The following is a 20,340-nucleotide window of genomic DNA, read 5'->3' as shown; positions in this document are numbered from 1 at the left end:
TCGCAGGCATCGCCCCCGGCGGGACAGCCGATCGGGCGCGAGTGACGAGCTGTTACTCGACTGTCACGAACGGTTGCGTTCAGCATCCGACTCGTCGAGCCGGGCGAGCGCCTCGGCGAGTTCGACCACGTCGGCGTACTTGGCGTCCAGGTCGGCGAGGTTGGCCGCGTGCACCTGCTCGGTGCGGTCGGCGCAGGCCTCGCGCACCACCTGCGGCCGGAAGCCGCTGTTGAGCGCGTCCATCGCGGTGGCCCGGACGCAGCCCGACGTGGACACCCCGCCGATGACCAGGGTGTCCACGCCGAGCGTGCGCAGGGTGCTCGCCAGCGGGGTGCCGAAGAACGCCGACGCGTACTGCTTGAGCAGCACCGGCTCCCCCGGCGCCGGCTCCAGCGCGAAGTCCCCCCAGTTCCCCTCGGCCCCGGCGGCGAACGCGGCCAGCGCCGGCACCTTGCGGACGAACAACCCGCCGTCGGCCAGGTCGGCGCCGTACCGGACCCCGGTCCACAACACCGGGTGACCGGCGGCGCGGGCGGCGTCCACGAGCGCGGTGACCGCCGCGACCGCCGTCGCCGGTTCGGGCAGCGCGAAGGGACCCGCCGGCTCGGTGTAGGCCCGCACCAGGTCGATGACCAGCACCGCGGGCCGCGTCCCCCAGCCGACCCGGCCGGAGAACGCCGACCCGTGCGGCCCGGGCACGGGCTCCGGCTCGCTCACCCGGCCGCCCACACCGGCCGCTGCGGAGCGGGCAACCCCGTCTCCTCCTCGCACCGGGCCAGCAGCTCCTCGATCGGCGGCCCCATGTCGAACACCGGCAGCTCGGCCGGGCGGTCCGCGCGCAGCTGCTCCCGCAGCGCCTGCGTCGCCGGCTCGTCCACCGTTCCGTCCGCGCCGACCACGACGCCGTAGCGGCGCGCCCCCTCCGGGGTGACCAGGCCGCGGCGCACCTCCAGCCCGACCAGCGCGGGGTCGCGTTCCAGGGGGTCCCCCCAGCCGCCGCCGCCCCAGGTGACGAAGTGCAGCACGTCCCCAGGCTGCACCGGGACGTCGTGGCACTTGCTGGGCAGCACCGAGCGGGTGCCGTCGGCGCGCTCCAGCCACTTCGTCCCGCGGGTGCCCGGGTGCCCGCCGTTGACGCCCCAGGGGTAGGTCAGCCAGCGGTCGTCGTGGATGGCGATCGTGCCCGGCTCCTCGAAGACGTAGGTGACGTCGACGCCGTTGCCGCCGCGGTGCAGGCCGGCGCCGCCGGTGTCCGGCACGGTCACCCACTGCTCGATCCGCAGCGGGTAGTAGGACTCCAGGTACTCGCACGGGATGTTGGTGAAGCTCGGCCACAGCGAGTGGCCGTCGGGACCGTCGCCCAGCGGCCGGCCGGGGATGCCGCCGAAGCCGATCGAGTACAGCTGGAACCACTCCCCCTTCCGCTCACCGGAGGAGTAGTTGCCGGAGTACATGAAGTGCGGGGAGGAGGAGAACCCCGCGGCGTTGAGCAGCGCGGGGTTGGTCTGGCCGAGCAGCCCGCCGAAGAGGTCGAAGACCCGGCCGATGCCGTGGTTGCGGCCGTTGAGCGCGGCGGGGAACTTCGGCCGCCAGTAGGAGCCCTCGGGGATCGTGACGTCGACGAGCGGGTAGAAGCCGTCGTTCCAGAGGATCTGCGGATCGGCCACGGTGATCATGTAGATCCCGAAGAACATCCGGGTCAGGTTCTCGTTGATGAAGTAGTTGATCGGCCCGACCGCCTGCGGCGAGGAACCGGTGAAGTCGATGTGCACCTTGTCGCCGGTGCGGGTGAGCGACATCGTCAGCTCGTAGGGGCCGTAGCCCACGCCGTCGTCGCAGATGTAGTCGGTGAACGAGAGCGTGCGGCCCTCCTCGAACACCGCCGACAGCAGCACCTTCATCGCGTCGTAGTTGCGCTGCAGCAGCGCGTCCAGCGCCGAGAGGTAGGTCCCGGTGCCGAACCGCTCGCACATCTCCCCCACCCGGCGCGCGGCGGTGCGGCAGGCGGCCACCAGCCCGTTGAGGTCCGCGCGGTTCCAGTCGGGCTTGCGCACCTGGTTGAGCACGATGCGCAGCGCGTCCTCGTTGCGCACCCCCGCCCGGTAGAGCTTGAAGGGCGGGATGATCACGCCCTCCTCGAAGATGGTGGTGGCGTCCGTCGGCATCGACGACGGCGTCTTGCCCCCGACGTCGGACATGTGCCCGAACATCGACGACCACCCGACCAACCGGCCCTCGTGGAAGATCGGGACGACGACCAGCCAGTCGTTGGCGTGGCTGATCGCGGCGCCGCACGAGTACGGGTCCGAGGTCAGCAGGACGTCGCCCTCCTCGACGGTGTCGGAGAAGCCCTCGAGGAAGTCCGGGATGGACAGGCCGAACTGGCCGACCACCATCTTCCCGTCGGGGTCGGCGATCAGCGGGAACTCGTCGTGCTGCTCGCGGATGCCAGGGCTCAGCGCCGTCCGGAACAGCACCTCGTCCATCTCGAAGCGGGCGTTGCGCAGCCCGTTCTCGATGAGGTCGAGGGTGACCGGGTCGACCTCGCCCTTCTCGATCGTGCCGGTCGCGGTCTCGACGATCGTCGCCATGGCTCAGCCCTCCAGGGGGGTGATCAGCAGGCTGCCGGCCGGGTGCACGGTGGCGACGTGGCCCGGCAGGACGAGGGTGGTGGAGTCCATCTCGGTGACGATCGCGGGACCGGTCACCACGTCACCGGCGCGCAGCTTCGCCCGGTCGTAGACGCCGGCGGGCAGGTGCTCGCCACCGACGTAGATCGAGTGGTCCTGGACCAGGGCGCCGGCCGGGTCGCCGTCCCCCTCGGGCAGGGTCACCGGCGCGACGTCCGGCTTCGGCCCGGTGACCGTGGCGCGGGCGTTGACGATCTCGTGGTCGACGTCGAGCAGGAAGCCGAACAGCCGTTCGTGCTCGGCGTCGAACGTGCGGGCCACGGTGTCCAGCGCCCCGTCGGTGTCGTCCAGCGAGGCCGGGTCGACGTCGACCGGGATCTCGAAGCCCTGCCCGTGGTACCGGACGTCGACCTGGTAGCCGACGGTCTGCTCCTCGGCCGGCAGGCCCTGCTCGGAGAGCCGCCGGCCGGCGTCCTCGGCGAGGCCGCGCAGGATCCCGACGACGTCGTCGCCGGAGAGCTCGGCGAACCGGCGCAGCACCGTCCGCGCCGACTCGTCGCGACGGCTGGTGGTGGCGTCGCCGAGGGCGTTGAGGATGCCTGGGGCGGGCGGCACGATCACCGGCCAGGCGCCGGTGAGCTTCCCGAGGGCGTTCGCGTGCAGCGGGCCGGCGCCACCGAAGGCGACCAGCGCGAAGTCGCGGGGGTCGAAGCCCTGCTGGACCGAGACCAGCCGGAGGCCGCCGAGCATGTTCTCGTTGACGATGTCGATGATCCCCGCGGCCGCGGCCTCCACCGACTCCAGCCCCATCGCCTCGGCCACCGTGGCGACCGCGGCCCGCGCGGCCTCGACGTCGAGGGTGATCTCGCCGCCGGCCAGGGAGGTGGGCAGGTGGCCGAGCACGACGTTGGCGTCGGTCACCGTGGGGTCGGCACCGCCCTTGCCGTAGGCGGCGGGGCCCGGGTCGGCGCCCGCCGACTGCGGGCCCACGCGCAGCGCCTTCGTGAGCTCCGGGACGTGGGCGATGGATCCGCCACCGGCACCGACCGTGCGGACGTCGACGCTCGAGGACCGGACGACGAGGTCCCCCACCTTCGTCTCCCGGCCGATCCGCGGGCTCAGGTCCTGGACCAGCCCCACGTCGGTCGACGTCCCGCCCATGTCGAAGGTGATCACGTCGCGGTGGCCGGCCTGCTCGGCGGCCCACACCGCGCCGGTCACCCCGCCCGCGGGGCCCGAGAGCAGCAGCGTCACCGGGGAGTCGATCGCCTTGGCGGCCGAGGAGAGCCCGCCGTCGCTGCGCAGGATGGCCAGCTCACCGGCGACGCCGCCCTCGCGGAGCCGCCCGGCGAGGTTCTGCACGTACTTCTGCACCTGCGGCTGCACGTAGCCGTTGGCCACCGTGGTCAGCGTGCGCTCGTACTCGCGCAGCTCGGGCAGCACGTCGGAGGAGAGCGAGACCGGGATGCCGGGCAGCAGCTCGGCGGCGATCGCGGCGACCCGCCGCTCGTGGGCGGGGTCGGCGAAGGAGTTGATCAGGCTGACCGCGAGCGCCTGGATGCCGGCGTCCTGGAGCGTGGCGAGCTGGGCCCGGACGTCGGCCTCGTCCAGCTCGCGGATCACCCGGCCGTCGCTGGCGATCCGCTCGTCGATCTCGACGGTGTTCTCCAGCGCGGCCAGCGGCTCGGGCTTGGGCCAGATGATCCAGCCGGCCAGCCCGCCGGGCACGAAGGAGCGGGCGATCTGGAGCACCTGGCGGAAGCCCCGGGTGGTCACCAGGCCGACGCGGGCGCCCTTGCCCTCCAGGATGGCGTTGGTCGCCACCGTGGTGCCGTGCAGCACCTGCGCGACCTCGGCGAGCTCGATGCCCGCCTCGGCGCAGACCTTGGCCACGCCGGTGAGGACGCCCACGGCCTGGTCGGCCGGGGTGGAGGCGGTCTTGGCACGCCAGGTGCTGCCGGTCCCCTCCTCGACCAGCAGGACGTCGGTGAACGTGCCTCCGACGTCGACTCCGAGCCGGTAGCTCATGAGGCCTCCTTCTCCTGGGGGTGCGGGCCGGTCGCTGCGCGGGCGGTCCGCTCGGTCGCGGCCCGGACCATCACGGCCCGGGCGTTGCAGATGTGCGCGGTCATCACCGCGCGGGCCCACCCGGCGTCGCCGGCGCGCAGCGCGGCGACCATCTCCAGGTGGTGGGCGAGGCTGCGGCGCAGCGACTCGGCGTCGTAGGCGTGGAAGTTGCGCCGCACGATCGGCGGGTGGATGGCGGCGGCGAGCGCGGCCGCGAGCGTCGGGTGCCCGGCGAGGGCGACCAGCCGGTCGTGGAAGGCGCGGTTGAGCGGGACCAGGGCGTCGAGGTTCTGCCCGGGCCCCGGGCTGCCGACGGCGAGCATCCGGCGGGCCAGCTCGTCGAGCTCCTCGACGTCGCGCGGGCTCGCGTTGGGCACGGCGGCGCCGGTGAGCTGCGGCTCCAAGGAGAGCCGGAGGTCGAAGACGCCCTCCAGCTCGGCGACGGTCCAGGTGGCGACGCGGGCGCCGCGGTTGGGCACGACCTCGACCAGACCCTCGGCGGCCAGCCGGGTGAGCGCCTCGCGGACCGGGGTGCGGCTGACGCCCAGCCGCTCGGCCAGCTCCACCTCACCGAGCCGCGCACCGGGGGCGAGGGCACCGGCGAGGATCAGCTCGCGGAGCTCTTGGAGCACCCGCTCGGCCGACGTCGCGGATCGTGTCACCGGTCACACTCCCTCGTGGATTGTGTGCAAACCTAGAGGCGCCCAGTTCCGGGAGGCAATGCCTGCCGGTAAATTCCGGGTTTCTGCATACAACGAGGAGGCGACGTGGCCGAGCTGCTGAGCAACGAACGGGCACCGAGGGCACGGCTGCGCGAACTGCTGGCCGGGCCGGAGCCGCTCATCGCGCCCGGCGCCTACGACGCGCTCTCCGCGCGGTTGGTCGAGCAGGCCGGGTTCGGCGCCGTGTACATGACCGGCTTCGGGACGACGGCGTCGCTGATCGGCCGGCCCGACGTGGGGCTGCTGACCGGGTCGGAGATGGTCGACAACGCCCGGCGCATCGTCTCCGCCGTCGACGTCCCGGTGATCGCCGACGCCGACACCGGCTACGGCAACGCGGTGAACGTCGTCCGCACCGTGCAGCTGTACGAGCAGGCCGGCGTCGCCGCGCTCCAGCTGGAGGACCAGGTCTCGCCCAAGAAGTGCGGGCACATGACCGGCAAGGCGGTCATCGGCACCGACGAGATGGTCGGCAAGATCCGGGCCGCGGTGACCGCCCGGCGCGACCCCGATCTGCTGGTCATCGCCCGCACCGACGCCGTCGCCGTCTCCGGGGTGGACGACGCGATCGCCCGGGCGCGCGCCTTCGCCGAGGCCGGCGCGGACATCCTCTTCGTCGAGGCGCCGACGTCGGAGGAGGACATCGCGCGGGTGGCCGAGGAGCTGCGCGGCACCGCTCCCCTGGTCTTCAACTGGGCCGAGGGCGGGAAGACCCCGCCGCTGACCTACGCGCGGATGACCGAACTGGGCTTCTCGCTGGTCATCTACCCGATCGGCACGCTGCTCGCGGCGACCGCGGGCATGCGCTCGCTGCTGGACGTGCTCAAGCGGGACGGCGTCCCCACCGCGGCACTGGACGCGGTGCCGACGTTCGGCGAGTTCACCGACCTGGTGGGCCTGCCCGAGATCCAGGAGCTGGAGCAGCGCTTCCGCTGACCCGCCCCGCCGGGCGGGCCGTCCACCCGGCCGCGGTACCGGTGGCGGCCGACCCCCGGGGCGGCCCGGGCCGACCCACCCGGCCCGACCGGGGTGAGGTACCCGGACGGTCCGTCTCTGCCCGGCACGGCCGGGCAGAGACGGACCGAGCGCGGCGGAAGGCATCCCGGCCGGGGCCCATCGGCAGGATCCCGTGCCGCCGGAACCACCGGACGGGGTCCGGCGTGTGATCCCGGGCAACGATCGAGCGCACCCGTCACATCCGCCCCACCCGTCGGGGACCTTGGGCGGACCAGTCCGTCCGAACCGGTAGACAGGTGCCATGGAGACCACTGCCGACATCGAGCTCGGTGATGTCGTCGCGCCGGCCGCGGTCGTCTCCATCGACCTCACCTCGACCCCGGTGCTCAGCTACGCGCTGGCGCACAACCGGCTGCCGGTCGTCTCCCGGCTGGCGCTGACGGCCGACCGCACGCTGCGCGGGGTCACCGTGCGCCTGTCGGTGCGCGACGCCGAAGGGCCGATCGCGCAGACCGTCGAGCTGCTGGCCGACGTCGACGCGGGCCGCACCACGGTGCTCACCGGCATCGGCCTGGTCATGGACCCGGCCGCGATGCTGCAGGTCGAGGAGCAGCGCCCCGGCGTGGTCGACGTCGAGGTCGAGCTCGACGGCGAGCTGCTCGGGGAGACCACCGCGCCGGTGCAGGTGCTCGCGGCCAACCAGTGGCTGGCCACTCCCCTGCCGCTGGCGCTGGAGATGCTCGCCGCGCACGTGCTGCCCAACCACCCGGCGGTCACCGGGCTGGTCGCCGAGGCCGCCGAGGTGCTCGAGGAGACGACCGGCAGCGGCGCGATGGTCGGCTATGCGGCCACCCCCGAGCGGGTGGACGAGGTCGTGCAGGCGCTCGCCGAGGCCCTCCGGCGCCGGGGCATCCGCTACTCCGAGCCGCCGGCCAGCTGGACCGACCTCGGCCAGCAGGTGCGCTCGCCCGGCGACGTCCTCACCTGGCGGGTGGGCACGCCGCTGGACACCGTCGTCCTGCTCGCCGCCGCGTGCGAGCAGGCCGGCATCCGGCCGCTGCTGTGGCTCACCGAGGGCACCGGCGGCCGGACCGCCGGAGCGCACGCGTTCCTGGGGTACTGGCGGGAGGAGCGCAGCTCCGAGAGCGCCGCCACCACCGACGCCGCGCCGCTGGTCAACCTGGTCGACCTCGGGCTGATCGGCCTGGTGGAGACAACGCTGCTCACCGGCTCCGGCCGCCCGGGCGAGGACCTGCACCGCCCGGCCTACGCCGACTGGCTCACCGGCGAGCTCGAGCGGATCCTCGGCGTCACCGACGTCCACCGCGCCCGGCGGGACGGCATCCTCCCGCTGCCCGCCCGCGCGCGGACGCCGGAGGGGCTGCTCCAGGTCGTCGAGTACCGGCCGGCCGAGCACAGCGCCCCCGCGTTCCCGGCCGGGCCGGCACCCGCGCAGCAGTCGAGCCGCCCCGAGGCGCCGCCCCGGGTGCAGCAGTGGAAGAGCGCGCTGCTCGACCTGAGCCTGCGCAACCGGCTGATCAACTACAGCGACCGCGCCGGGCTGCCGCTCACCGTGCCGGACACCGCGCTGCCGATCCTGGACAACTTCGTCCACGACGGCACCCCGCTCACCCTGCTGCCCGGTGACCGGCTGGCCGCCGTCCAGCAGGAGCGCGGGCTCACCAGTGCCCGGGAGCTGCCGGCCGAGCAGCTGACCGAGCTGCTGGTGGAGCGGCGCGAGGTGCACGCCGACGTCACCTCCGGCGGCTACCTGCCCCGGCTGCGCAACCTCGCCTACCGGGCGAAGACGGTGCAGGAGGAGACCGGCGCCAACAACCTCTACCTGGCGCTGGGCTCGCTGGTGTGGGAGCTCGACGGCCGGCCGCTGCGCTCCCCGCTGCTGCTGGTGCCCGTCGTCCTCACCCCGGTCGGGCGCACCGGCTCCTACCGGCTGGCGCTGGACGAGTCGGGCTCGAGCACCCCGAACTACTGCCTGCTGGAGAAGCTGCGCCAGGTGCACGGCCTGGTCGTCCCGGCGCTGAGCGACACCGCGGAGAGCACCCCCGAGCTGGAGCGGGCGCTGGAGGCCATGCGGGTCGGCCTGGTCGGCCACGGCCTGCCCTACCGGGTCGAGGCGACGGCGGACCTGGCGATCCTGCAGTTCGCCAAGTACCGGCTCTGGAAGGACCTCGACGAGCACTGGGGCGACTTCGCGGCCAACCCGCTGGTGCACCACCTCGTGCACGAGCCGACCGAGCCCTTCCTCGACCCCGCCCGCGACTCCGGTGCGCACGTCGACCTCGACGACCTGGCCGGCCGGCTGCCGGTGGCCGCCGACGCCTCGCAGCTGCGGGCGATCGCGGAGGCGGGCGCCGGGCGCACCTTCGTGCTCGAGGGCCCGCCCGGCACGGGAAAGTCGCAGACCATCACCAACCTGCTCACCCGGGCGGTCGCCGACGGCAAGCGGGTGCTGTTCGTCGCCGAGAAGCGGGCGGCGCTCGACGTCGTCGCCCGGCGGCTGGACGCGGTCGGCATGGGCATGTTCGCCCTCGACCTGCACGACAAGGGCTCGCGCGCCTCGACGGTGCGGGCGCAGGTCCGGCTGGCGCTGGAGCACGCGATCGCCGTCGACGAGCAGGGGCTGGCCGGCGACTCCGAGACGCTGCGCTCGGCCCGCCGGCAGCTGGCTCGCTACGCCGACCGGCTGCACACCGAGAACGCCGCCGGGCTGTCGCTCTACACCGCCCGCACCGCCGAGCTGACCGCCGGCACCGACGTCCGGCCGCTGCCGGTCCCGCTGCCGTTCGTGGCCGACGCCCCGCCCGAGGTGCTGACCGCGGTGCGGCGGGCGCTGGCCCTGCTGCCCGACATCGCCGACCTCACCCGCCCCTCGCCGCGGCACCCCTGGGCGTTCGTCGACTCGCCGGAGATCGACCTGCCCGCGGCCCGCGAGGCGGCGTCCGCCGTCGACGCGGCGGTGCGCGAGGCCGCCGCCTTCGCCGAGCTCGGCGGGGTGCTGCGGCACGCCCGCACGCCGGAGGACCTCGACGCGCTGGTGCACCTGCTGTCCGGGCCGCCCGTGGGCCTGGACGTGCTGGACGAGACGTTCAGCGGCCGGTGGACGACGGCGACCGGCGCGGTCCTCGGCGAGGTGGCGGCGTTCACCGCCTTCCGGCACCCGGGCCTCGACGTCGCCACGCCGGAGGTCCTCGGCCTGCCCCTGGCCGAGATCTACGTGTCCGCGCAGACGGCGGCCGCCTCGGGCTGGTGGGGGCGCAAGCGCCGACTGACCGCCGTCCGCGACCAGCTGGCCACCTGCCTGCGACCGGGCGCGAAGGTGAGGCCCAGGGACGTCCCGCTGCTCGTGGAGAACCTGTGGCGGGTGCAGACGGCGGTCTCCGCGATCGCCGCCCGGGCGAACTCCGTGCCGGGTCTGGTGGCACCCGAGAGCTGGAACCCGTTCACCGACCCCGGCCTGCTCGAGCGCGAGGTCGAGTGGCTGCGCCGCGCCGGCGCCGCCGTCGACGGGTCGTCGGCCTTCCACGTCGCGCTGCGCAAGCTGATCGTCGCCGGGATGCCGGCCGCGCCGGAGACTGCCGCCACGGTCGCCCGGCTGCGCGACGCGGTGACCGCGCTGCTGCAGGTCTGCCACAGCTCCTCGGACCAGCTCGCCGCCTGGGCCGGGGACGACGGCTTCGTGCTGCGCTGGTCGATGACCCGCCCGGAGCGCGGCCTGCTCACCACGCCCGGGTCCGGCGGGGAGGGCTCGGTGCTGATGTCGCTGCGCCGCTGGGTGTCCTTCCTCGACACCCTGGAGCCGCTGCGCTACGCGGGGCTGTTCGACGCCCGGACGCTGCTCATCACCGGCGCGGTGCCCGCCGACGACGCGGTGCGCGCCCTGGACCGCGGGCTGGCCACGGCCTCGGTCGCCGAGCGGCTGGACGCCACCGGGCTCGACGGCTTCGACGAGCAGGCGCACGAGGCGGCGATCGCCCGGTTCACCGCCGCCTCCCGGGCGGTCCGCGAGCACCTGACCCGGGCGCTGCCCGCGGCCGTGCTCGGCGCCCGCCCGTTCGACGCCGCGATGGGCACCGGCCAGGTCGGCGCGCTGCAGCGGGAGCTGGCCAAGCAGCGCCGCGGGCTGGGCGTGCGTCAGCTGCTGGCGCGGTACGGCGAGCTGATCACCGCGGTGATGCCGTGCGTGCTCGTCTCCCCGGACTCGGTGGCCCGGTTCTTCCCGGCGAAGGCCGACCAGTTCGACCTCGTGGTGTTCGACGAGGCCTCGCAGATCCGGGTGGCCGACGCTGTCGGCGCGCTGGGCCGGGCGAAGGCCGCCGTCGTCGTCGGTGACTCCAAGCAGATGCCGCCGACGTCGTTCCTCGAGCCGACTCCGGCGACCTCGGACGACTCGGTCGAGGTCGTGGAGACCGCGGTCGAGGACGAGGAGTCCATCCTCAGCGAGTGCGTGCAGGCCCGGGTGCCCCGGCACTGGCTGTCCTGGCACTACCGCAGCCAGGACGAGTCCCTCATCGCCTTCTCCAACGCGCAGTACTACGAGAACCGGCTGTCGTCGTTCCCGGCGCCGACGCACGGGCGGGCCTCGGCCGAGCCCGACGGCCGCGGGGTGTCGCTGGTCCGGGTGCCCGGCACCTTCCACCGCTCCGGCGCCGGCCGGCTGCTGCGCACCAACCCGGCCGAGGCCAAGGCGATCGTGGCGGAGATCCGGCGGCGGTTCGACGCGGTCCCGAAGTGGGACGGCATGGACGTCGTCCCCTCGATCGGCGTGGTCACCTTCAACGCCCAGCAGCGCTCCTACATCGAGGCGCTGCTGCGCGACGCCGACGACGACCGGCTGTCGGCCGCCCTGGACCGCACCGACGGCGAGGGCCTGTTCGTCAAGAACCTGGAGAACGTGCAGGGCGACGAGCGCGACGTCGTCTTCTTCTCCACCGGCTTCTCCCCCACCGCCGACGGCACCCTGCCGCTGAACTTCGGCCCGCTGAACCGGCAGGGCGGCGAGCGGCGGCTCAACGTGGCGATCACCCGGGCCCGGCGCCAGGTCGTCGTCTTCTCGTCGTTCGACCCCGCCCAGCTGCGGGCCGAGGAGACCTCCTCGGTCGGCATCAAGCACCTGCGCGCCTACCTCGACATGGCCGAGCAGGGCACCGACGTGTTGCCGCGCTCGCCGCGCTCGGCCGCCGTCGTGGACCGGCACCGGGAGCAGATCGCGACGGCGCTGCGCGAGCGCGGCCTGGTCGTGCGCACCGACGTGGGGCTGTCGGACTTCCGGGTCGACCTGTCGGTGAGCCGGCCTGCCGACCCGGAGACCCCGCTGATGGCCGTGCTCCTGGACGGGCCGGCGTGGGCGCGCCGCGGCACGGTCGGCGACCGCGACGCGGTGCCGGTCGAGGTGCTCGGCGACTTGCTGCGCTGGCCGGTCGTCGAGCGCGTCTGGCTGCCCACGTGGCTGGCCGGCCCCGCCGCCGTCGTCGACCGGCTGGTGGCCGCGGTCGACTCCGCGCCCGTGTCGTCGGCTCCGGTGGTCGAGCCGCTGCGGCTGCCGACGGCGGCCGTCGAGTCGTTCAAGGGCGTCGCGGCGCTGCGCTCGTCGGTGACGTCGATGGCCGTGCCCGCGAGCCCGGCGCGCCCGGCGCCGAAGGCGGCCGCCGCCAGGAAGCCGGCCGGTCCGGCGGCGCTGGAGGGCGAGACGCCGTTCACGCCGTGGATCCCGAGGACCGCCGGGGAGAAGTCGGTGCTCGACGAGCTGCCGGCGTCGAAGGCCGCCCGCGTGGTGCGCCGGGTGATGGCCGCCGGCATCAAGGCCGAAGGTCCGATCCACGTCGACCGGCTGGCCAAGCTGACCGTCGGCGCGTTCGGGCTCAACCGGTCGACCGAGGCGCGCAAGCAGACGCTGCTGTCGCTGCTGCCGCCCTCGGCCGTCGACGGCGACCACCTGTGGCCCGAGGGCGTCGACCGCGCCACCTGGACCGGGTTCCGCCGCCAGGTCTCGAGCACCGACCGGCCGATCGAGCACGTGGCGCCGGAGGAGATCGCCAACGCCATGGCGGCGCTGTGCCGGGCCGCCGCGGGGATGCAGCGCGACGAGCTGCTCACCGCCACCGCTGCGGTCTTCGGCTACAAGCGCCGGGCGACGTCGGCCACCCCGGTGCTGGAGAAGGCGCTCGCGGCCGCCCTCGACTCGGGCCGGCTCACCGAGCAGCCCACCGGCCTGCTGACCGGCTGACCCCGACGAGGGGTTCAGGGCGGAACAGGTTCGGTCGATACCTCCGCTGCAGACGTTCGGTGCAGAGGAGAGAGCAGTGCGCATCATGTGCCGGGCCACGGTGCCCGCCACGGAGAGCCAGGTCGTCGCCTCGGTCCGGGAGGTCCTGGACCGCCGGGGATCCATGGCCCACGCCCCGGTCACCCTCGCCGTGAGCGACGCGGTCGCCCTGGGCATCGCCGGGTTCTTCGTCAGCGCCACCCGCTCCGGGCAGGTGCTGGGGCGGTTCTTCCGCGGCGGCGACGTCGACAGCGCCGCCCTGCTCGAGGCCGTCCGGTTCGAGCAGGGCTACGCCTCGGCCGAGCAGCACGCCGCGCTCCACTGCCTCGCCGGGTGGGCGCAGGCGCAGGTGCACCGGGCTGGCGCCCGATAGCGCTCAGGTGCGGCGGCCCCGAGCAGCGTGACATGGTCGGCACGGCGGAAGCCCAGCGTGCGAAGTACGGCGCTCGTGCCGGTCATCCATCCAACTCGGACGCGCTAGCCCAACGATTCCGCGACGTTGGCTACGCCGATCGATATCGCGCCATTCACTCCCCGGAGCCGAAGCACACACCAGACGAGCGCCAGCAGCATTGTGCGTCATGACGCCCGTGGTGGCCCGCGCAAGCAATCATCCACAGGCTGGCGCGCCCTGCACCCGGGAGGGTCATCGCTCACTAAGGTCGTCCCTCGTGTGGGTCGAGTTCACGATAAGCCACGAGGCTGCGGCCGAGACCCTTGCACCGAGGCTGGAACGCGTTTTTGGACCTTCACAACCAGCCGCGTTGAGTCGTTCGGCAATCTTCGGCCCGAACGCTGCGGCCTGGCAGAGTCAATTGCAGTACTGCGGAGAGTCCCAGCAATCGCGCATCATCTGCTACGCGGCAAAGTCGAACGAGTTGCAGGTAGTGATCGAGCCAACCGGCGGCAGACTCGATCGCATCTTCCAATCCGCATGGGACGGCATCACCACCGCCCTTGCTGATCTGGGTCCTGTCCTCACGGATGCCAAACAGGTAGACGAGGCGACGAACCAGACGATTCAGAGCGGCCAAGTCGGTGTTGCCGCGGAAATTAGACAAAAGGAGATTTACCTGCCCCTTTCGCTCGCCTTGGCCAACGTTGCTTGGCTGGGGGTAGGCTTGCTCACCTGGGTGGACCAGGATCAGCTCAGATTCATGAGTGGCTCGGTCACCACCGTCACGGCGGGTGTTTTTGCGGCGGGCTCCCTGTTCCTTAACCTGAGGAAGAAGAGGTTGCGATGGTCCGGGACGCAATGACATACGAGGCCGACATTCTGTCGGAGATTCGCGGACAGCTAGCTCAGCAGCAGTCGCGCGGGTTCGAAGACATTACAGGAAGGTCCTCGGGGCCGGCTCGACCTGACCTCGTCCTGAAATCACCTTCAGGCGAGGTGGTCGTGCTGGAGTTCAAGCATTACGCCCCCAATCAAGACCTACACTTTGCTGCCTTGGCGCAGGTCGCCTCGTACTCCCGCATGCTGTCCGAACAGTATTCGGCGCCCGCCAGAGCATTGCTCGTCACTAACGGTAGGGTGCAACCGCGACTGGAAGAGACCGCTCGACAGCTCGGTGTCGCGATAATCGAACTGGACGAGACGAACAAGAGCAGTTCGGTCGCCAACCTTCTGCAGAATCTCAGCGACTGACAGGCCCTGAATGTCCGCGCAGTCTCCGCGATGTGATGCGAGAGGAGCGCGGTGCCACAACATCGAGGCTGTCTGAACTGCCGCATGCAGGTCACGTTCAGGCGGTGGCTGGGCGACACTGGTAGTGAACTCAGGTGCGGGCGACCCCGAGCAGCGTCACGTCGTCGGTACGTGGTGGGTCCAGCGCGCCGAGGACGGCGTCGAGCAGCGCCTGCGGTGCCACCGGCCCACCCGCGACGGCGGCCCGCAGGTCCTCGAGCCCGGCGGCCAGGCCGCCGGCACCCCGCTCGACCAGCCCGTCGCTGAACAGCAGCAGCCGGTCGTCGCCGGCGAGGGTCAGCCGGACCTCGCAGTAGCCGGCCACGTCGAGCAGGCCCAGCGCCGGCCCGCGCCCCTCGTGCAGGAACGCCGCGCCGTCGGCCGAGGCGTGCAGCACCGGCGGGTGGCCGGCGTTGGCGACGGCGACCTCGCCGGTGACCGGGTCGAGCTCGACGACGACGGCGGTCGCCAGCTCCCCGGGCAGCAGCGCCCCGATGACCTCGTTCAGCCCGTCCAGCGCGGCGCCCGGGCCGGGTGCGCGCAGCAGGTGGGCGCGCAGCGCGTGCCGCAGCTGCGCGGTGATCGCGGCGGCGGCGAGGCCGTGCCCGGCGACGTCGCCCAGCACGATCGACACCCGCCCGCCCGGCAGCGGCACCAGGTCGTACCAGTCCCCGCCGACGACGTCGTCCTCGCTGGGCAGGTACCGGGCGGAGAGCTGCACGCCGGGCACCTCGGGCAGCTGCTCGAGCAGCACGGTGCGCTGCAGCGCGGTGGCCAGCCGGTTGTCCTCCGCCGCCCGGTTCACCGTCGTCTCGGTGAGCAGGCCGGCCAGGCTGCGGGCGGCGGCCACCTCGTGCGCGCGCCAGGGCCGCGAGGTCTCGCGGACGGTCTCGCTCCAGGCGTCGAACGACCGCCGCGGGCTCAGCCGTGGGCCGGCGTCGGTCTGCGCCGTCTTGGGGGTGTAGGGGTTGCCGCCCCAGGTGATCTCGCGGAGCGTCTCCGGCCGGAACCAGGCGACGAAGTCCCCGCGGCCACCGGCCACCTCGGCGGCGAGCACCCCGCTGGCGGTGCCGGCGAGATCGGCCGCCCCGGGCAGGGCGCGGCTGACGGCGTCGGTGACGGGCACCCCGGCGTCCAGCAGCGCCCGGACCAGCGGGACGACCCGCTCGGCCGGCGGGGTGGTGCCGAGCAGGTGCAGCTCGCCGCCCAGCCGCACGGCGGCACCGGCCGCGGGCAGCAGGTCCAGCGCGGTGGTCACGCCCTCGGTGAGCGCCGCGGCGAGCGCCCGCGGGGTGCGGCCGACGGCGGCGGCGAGCTCCGCCTGCCGGTGCGCGACCGCGACGACCCCGCTCTGCTCCTCGGCGGAGGTCATGGTGGGCAGCAGCAGCGAGGCCGTGCGGCCGAGGAACTCCGCGGCGGTGCGGTCGGCGTAGGAGGGGCGGTGCGGGCCGGCGTAGTGGTGGCAGGCGACCAGGCCCCAGAGCTTGCCGCGGTCGATCAGCGAGATCGACATCGAGGCGACCACGCCCATGTTGGCCAGGTACTCCAGGTGCACCGGGGAGACGCTGCGCAGCATCGCGCCGGAGAGGTCCAGCGGGCGGCCGGTCGTGGGGGTCACCGCCGGCTCCAGCGGCACCCGCGCGTACCCGGCGTCCGGGATCAGCCGCATCCAGTTGGTGGCGTAGAGAGCGCGGGCCTGGGGCGGGATGTCGCCGGCCGGGTACCGGAGGCCGAGGAAGGGCTCGAGGTCCGCGCGGCGGTCCTCGGCGACGACCTCGCCGTTCCAGTCGGCGTCGAAGCGGTAGACCATCACCCGGTCGAAGCCGAGCAGCGTCCGGACGTCGCGGGCCAGCACGCCGGTCAGCTCGTCGAGCGTGCCGGCGGCCGAGAGCCGCTGGAGCACCGTGGGCAGGCGGCGGTGCCAGGCGCCGCCCGCCTCCTCCGCGCCCGCGACCGGCTCCCACTCGGTGACCAGTAGCCCGTCGGCCCGGTGCAGCACGACGTCGACGTCGGTGCCGTCCACCCGCACGCGCAGCGGGTTGACCTCGGCGAGGTCCCCGCCGAGCCCGGCCCGCAGCCGGGCGGCGGCGTCCGCGTCGAGCAGCTCGTCCAGCGCGGCCCCGGCGACCGGCCGGCCGAACAGCGCGCCGGCGCCGGCCGACGCGACGACGACGGCCAGGTCGGGCTCGGCGACCGCGAGCAGCACGCCGTGCGGCTGGACCGCACCGGGGATCGCGATCGGCTCGTCCGCGCAGCGGCCCAGGGCCGCCTCGTCCACGGCGGCCGCGGGGCCGGCCGGTCGGCTGGTCATCTGCGCGCGCTCAGGTGGCGTCGCGGTCGGCGGCGACGCCGGGGATCTCGCCCACCGAGTGCACGATCGGTACGACGGAGTCCAGCTGCATCAGGTCGATCGGCAGCCGCACCGGCCGGTTGGTGCGCGGTGCCACGACGTGCAGCGCGGCGCCGGCGGCGGCCGCCTGGCGGGCGACGGCGAGGAGCGTGCGGGCGCCCGAGGAGTCCAGGAACACCGTGGGCGTCAGGTCGACGACGATGGCCGGCGGCGACGAGGCCAGCAGAGCCTCGGCGGCGTCGGTCAGCTGCGGCGCCGTGGCGATGTCCAGCTCACCCCGTACGGTGAGGGCCGGACGCCCGGCGACCGTCGAAAGTTCCACGTCGAAGAGCACCGTTCACCTCCCTCGCTGCGTCGTTCCGGCGTCCCAAGGTAGGCCACCGGGCTGGAGGGTGCGGAACGGCCGTGGACATCGACTTCACCGTGCGCCTGCCCACGGAGGCCCACAGCGTGCCACTGGCGCGCGGGCTGCTCCGCCAGGCGCTGGACCACCTGGCCGTCCCGCAGTCGGTCATCGACGAGATCGTGCTCGCGCTGACCGAGGCCTGCGCCAACGTCGTCGACCACGCCGCGGACTCCGAGGCCTACCAGGTCGACGTCGCCATCGACGAGGAGCTGTGCCGGATCAGCGTGCTGGACGACGGCCCGGGCTTCGACGTCGACGCCGCCACCGAGCCCGAGGTCTCCCCGCTGGACGACCGCGGCCGCGGGCTGGTCCTCATGCAGGCCCTGGTGGACCGGCTGCAGTTCGTGCGGGACCCCGACGGCCGGCACCGAGTCACCTTCGAGAAGCGGCTGGGCACCCAGCCGCACCTGCGGCTGCTCGGCCCGCACTGAGCCCGGTCAGCCCTGCACCGGGATCGGGTGCGGCGCCACCAGCTCGGCCAGCGCCTGCCCCCACCGGCGGGCCCGGTCCTCCTCCCCCTCGGCCAGCGGGCCTGCGGCCTCGGTGACGAAGAAGTGCTCGGCCGGTGCGGCGAGGGTCGCGCCGAGCCGGCGGAGCAGCTTCTCCTCGGTCCGCGCGGCGTGGTCCAGCTTCGGCACCAGGACCGGGGCGTCCATCCGGGTGTCGAAGGCGGCGGCGTCGATGCCCCGCGGCAGCCGGACGGTGTCCAGCCACTCGTGCAGCCCGAACCCCGGATCGGGGACGACGGCGCCGTGCCGCCGGACCGCGTCCTGGCGGGTGGCCGGCCGCGGCATGCCGGAGGCGTGCGTGGGCCCGCCGACCACGAGCAGCCGCACGCCGGCCGACACCTGGGTGGGCGCCTCGCGGGCGCACGCCACGTCGACGGGCATCCGGGTGCACAACCCGTGCGCCACCGCCATCGCGATCCGCTTCGCGTCACCGAACACCGACTCGTAGACGACCAGGGCTCCGGCCATGGACCGTTCACCGCCTCGCTGATCCCGGGGCGACGACGGTAGGCCCCGATCGGCCGTCGTGGGGCAGATCACGGCGCATTCCTCGACCTCCTCGTCCCCCGGCCCGCCGCGTCGTCGACGATGGGCGGTGTGAGCACCACGCCCGGCGACGACGCGCTGACCGACGACTTCACCGCCCAGGTGCGCGACGCCGTCGACCGGCTCGACGGCGTCGCCGAGCGGACCCCGCTGCAGCGCAACGCCCGGCTGTCCGGGCAGACCGGCGCCGACGTGTGGCTCAAGCGGGAAGACCTCCAGGTCGGCCGCTCGTACAAGATCCGCGGCGCGTACACGACCATCAGCCGGCTGGACGACGTCGCGCGGGCCGCCGGGGTGGTCTGCGCGAGCGCCGGCAACCACGGCCAGGGCGTCGCCTACGCCTGCCGGGCCCTGCAGGTGCACGGCCGGGTGTTCGTGCCGGGCACCACGCCGCGGCAGAAGCGCGAGCGGATCGCCGTCCTCGGCGGCGACATGGTCGAGCTCGTCGTCGTCGGCGACTCCTACGACGAGGCGGCGGCCGCGGCCGCGGAGTCCGCCCGGGTCACCGGGGCGACGCTGGTGCCGGCCTTCGACGCGTCGTCGACGGTGGCCGGGCAGGCGACGGTCGCGGTGGAGATCCTCGAGCAGCTCGGCTGCGCGCCCGACGTCGTCGTCCTGCCGGTGGGCGGCGGTGGCCTGCTCGCCGGCGCGGGCACCTGGCTGCGGACCCACTCCCCCGCCACCCGGCTGGTCGGCGTGGAGCCGGCCGGCGCGGCGAACATGGCGGCCGCGCTGGCGGCCGGGGAGCCGGTGGAGCTGCCCGAGATCGACACGTTCGTCGACGGCGCGGCGGTGCGCCGGGCGGGGGCGGTCACCTACCCCCTGGTGCGCGACTCCGGCGCGGAGCTCGTGGCCGTGCCCGAGGGGCAGATCTGCACCGAGATGCTCGACCTGTACCAGGCCGACGGGGTGATCGCGGAGCCCGCCGGGGCGCTGGCGTCGTCGGCGCTGAGCGGCGGGCTGGTGACGGTGCAGCCGGGGCAGACGGTGGTGTGCGTGCTCTCCGGCGGGAACAACGACGTCAGCCGGTACGCCGAGGTGGTCGAGCGGTCGCTGGTGCACCGCGGGCTCAAGCACTACTTCCTGGTGGAGTTCCCGCAGGAGCCCGGCGCCCTGCGCCGCTTCCTGGACGAGGTGCTCGGCCCGGACGACGACATCGTGCTGTTCGAGTACGTCAAGCGGGACAACCGAGAGACCGGCGCCGCGCTGACCGGCATCGAGCTGGGCCGCGCCGAGGGCCTGGCGGAGCTGCTCGCCCGCATCGAGTCGAGCCCGCTGCGCATCCAGCACGTGGCCCCCGGCACGACGGCCTACCGCTTCCTGGTCTGAGCGCTCTCCCCGCGCTCGAGTGCTGAGTTGTCGAGTGCTCAGTTGTTGCCGCTCGCGCCGGCGCGTCCGCGCGTGTCGGCGGCAGCAACTCAGCAGTCGGCGGAGCCTCCGCTAGAGCCAGGCGGGCGGTGGCGGGACCTCGCCGGGCAGCCCCGAGGCGTCGGAGCGGGTCAGCCACGCGGCGACCGCGGTCACCGGGCCCTCCACCCGCGTGCCGCCGTTCCCCCACGTCCGGCCGACGTCGGTGGCGACGACGGTGACGTCCGGCCCCTGGTCGCGCGCGGCGAAGAGCGCGAGCACCTCGTCGACGAGCGCGGTGCAGAACTCGGCACCGGGGTCGGCGAAGGTGAGACCGGCGTCGAGATCGATGCCGTGCACCCAGACCTCCTTGGCGCGCATCCACGGCACGACGGACGCCGGCACGGTCACCCCCTGGCCGTTGCGGACCTCCGCCGCCCAGGCCTCGGCGGGCGTCGTCTCGATCGCCTGGGCGAGCCGGCCGCAGGCGGCCGCGTAGTCGGCACGCAGCTCCGCCGCCGGCCGGGCCGCGCCGGCCTCGATGTCGGCGTCGCGGACGGCGCGGGACGGGTACATCGGCGTCTCGACGCCGGTGCGCGCCCAGGTCAGCAGGTTCACCAGCGCGTCGGCGTTGCGGGCCAGGTGGGCGACGACGTGGGCACGTGTCCAGCCGGGGAGCGCCGAGTCGCCGGCCAGCTCGTCGTCGGCCAGCCGGTCGACGACACCGGCGACGGCGAGTTCGCCGTCGGCCCACCACCGCCGGGAGGCCTCGAAGAAGGGGGACGTCCGCTCGTCGGTCACGAGCGCCGAACCTAGCGATGCGCCGAGGCGCACGA

Annotated in this window: 15 protein-coding genes; 7 read left to right on the top strand and 8 right to left on the bottom strand. The window is 74.0% G+C overall.

Annotated elements, in window-relative coordinates; genetic code table 11:
• Positions 1-63: 63 nt before the first annotated feature.
• The 4 genes from ACI790_RS01420 to ACI790_RS01405 are packed head-to-tail and all read right to left on the bottom strand — an operon-like array spanning position 64 to position 5,359.
• Positions 64-717, bottom strand: a complete 654-nt coding sequence (locus tag ACI790_RS01420) for an isochorismatase family protein (protein ID WP_456567989.1) — start codon at positions 715-717, stop codon at positions 64-66.
• Positions 714-2,591, bottom strand: a complete 1,878-nt coding sequence (locus tag ACI790_RS01415; RefSeq protein WP_456567988.1) for a hydantoinase B/oxoprolinase family protein — start codon at positions 2,589-2,591, stop codon at positions 714-716. Before ACI790_RS01415 ends, ACI790_RS01420 begins: the two co-directional genes overlap by 4 nt.
• 3 nt (positions 2,592-2,594) lie before the next feature.
• Positions 2,595-4,658: a hydantoinase/oxoprolinase family protein gene (locus ACI790_RS01410; protein WP_456567987.1), complete on the bottom strand. Its 2,064-nt coding sequence runs from the start codon at positions 4,656-4,658 to the stop codon at positions 2,595-2,597.
• Entirely contained in the window at positions 4,655-5,359 is a 705-nt protein-coding gene (locus tag ACI790_RS01405) for a GntR family transcriptional regulator (protein WP_456567986.1), read from the bottom strand. The genes ACI790_RS01410 and ACI790_RS01405 overlap by 4 nt, the downstream gene beginning before the upstream one ends.
• Positions 5,360-5,464: 105 nt before the next feature.
• Here ACI790_RS01405 and ACI790_RS01400 point away from each other — a divergent pair, with 105 nt between their 5' ends.
• From ACI790_RS01400 to ACI790_RS01380, 5 genes are all read left to right on the top strand, one after another.
• Positions 5,465-6,355: an isocitrate lyase/PEP mutase family protein gene (locus tag ACI790_RS01400; RefSeq protein WP_456567985.1), complete on the top strand. Its 891-nt coding sequence runs from the start codon at positions 5,465-5,467 to the stop codon at positions 6,353-6,355.
• A gap of 322 nt (positions 6,356-6,677) precedes the next feature.
• Positions 6,678-12,620, top strand: a complete 5,943-nt coding sequence (locus ACI790_RS01395) for a DUF4011 domain-containing protein (RefSeq protein ID WP_456567984.1) — start codon at positions 6,678-6,680, stop codon at positions 12,618-12,620.
• Between the two features lie 85 nt (positions 12,621-12,705).
• Positions 12,706-13,032, top strand: coding sequence for a hypothetical protein (locus ACI790_RS01390; protein WP_456568133.1), 327 nt, complete (start codon positions 12,706-12,708; stop codon positions 13,030-13,032).
• Positions 13,033-13,330: 298 nt separating this feature from the next.
• Positions 13,331-13,918: a hypothetical protein gene (locus ACI790_RS01385; protein WP_456567983.1), complete on the top strand. Its 588-nt coding sequence runs from the start codon at positions 13,331-13,333 to the stop codon at positions 13,916-13,918.
• Positions 13,915-14,307 (top strand): hypothetical protein, encoded by a 393-nt coding sequence (locus ACI790_RS01380; RefSeq protein WP_456567982.1) that lies wholly within the window; start codon positions 13,915-13,917, stop codon positions 14,305-14,307. Before ACI790_RS01385 ends, ACI790_RS01380 begins: the two co-directional genes overlap by 4 nt.
• Before the next feature lie 130 nt (positions 14,308-14,437).
• Here ACI790_RS01380 and ACI790_RS01375 read toward each other — a convergent pair whose 3' ends face one another.
• Positions 14,438-16,657 carry a SpoIIE family protein phosphatase gene (locus ACI790_RS01375; protein WP_456567981.1) on the bottom strand — a complete coding sequence of 740 codons (2,220 nt, stop codon included), beginning with the start codon at positions 16,655-16,657 and terminating at the stop codon, positions 14,438-14,440.
• A 10-nt stretch (positions 16,658-16,667) separates the two neighbouring features.
• A complete protein-coding gene (locus tag ACI790_RS01370) occupies positions 16,668-17,030 on the bottom strand; it encodes an STAS domain-containing protein (RefSeq protein ID WP_456567980.1) in 363 nt (120 codons plus the stop codon).
• A 71-nt stretch (positions 17,031-17,101) separates the two neighbouring features.
• Between ACI790_RS01370 and ACI790_RS01365 the strand changes: the two genes are divergently transcribed.
• On the top strand, positions 17,102-17,533 hold the full coding sequence (locus ACI790_RS01365) for an ATP-binding protein (RefSeq protein WP_456567979.1): 432 nt from the start codon (positions 17,102-17,104) through the stop codon (positions 17,531-17,533).
• 6 nt (positions 17,534-17,539) lie between these two features.
• Here ACI790_RS01365 and ACI790_RS01360 read toward each other — a convergent pair whose 3' ends face one another.
• On the bottom strand, positions 17,540-18,079 hold the full coding sequence (locus ACI790_RS01360) for a hypothetical protein (protein ID WP_456567978.1): 540 nt from the start codon (positions 18,077-18,079) through the stop codon (positions 17,540-17,542).
• Positions 18,080-18,199: 120 nt separating this feature from the next.
• On the opposite strand from ACI790_RS01360, the gene ilvA reads away from it, so the two are divergent.
• The gene (gene ilvA, locus ACI790_RS01355) at positions 18,200-19,486 is read left to right on the top strand and encodes a threonine ammonia-lyase IlvA (protein WP_456567977.1); all 1,287 of its coding nucleotides are present in this window, start codon (positions 18,200-18,202) and stop codon (positions 19,484-19,486) included.
• Positions 19,487-19,597: 111 nt separating this feature from the next.
• Here ilvA and ACI790_RS01350 read toward each other — a convergent pair whose 3' ends face one another.
• Entirely contained in the window at positions 19,598-20,305 is a 708-nt protein-coding gene (locus ACI790_RS01350; protein WP_456567976.1) for a maleylpyruvate isomerase family mycothiol-dependent enzyme, read from the bottom strand.
• Positions 20,306-20,340: the final 35 nt, after the last annotated feature.

It is taken from the genome of Blastococcus sp. SYSU DS0539, assembly GCF_054050855.1.
Note: the sequence above shows the minus strand (reverse complement) of the source record. Positions and strands in the feature narration are given on the sequence as shown.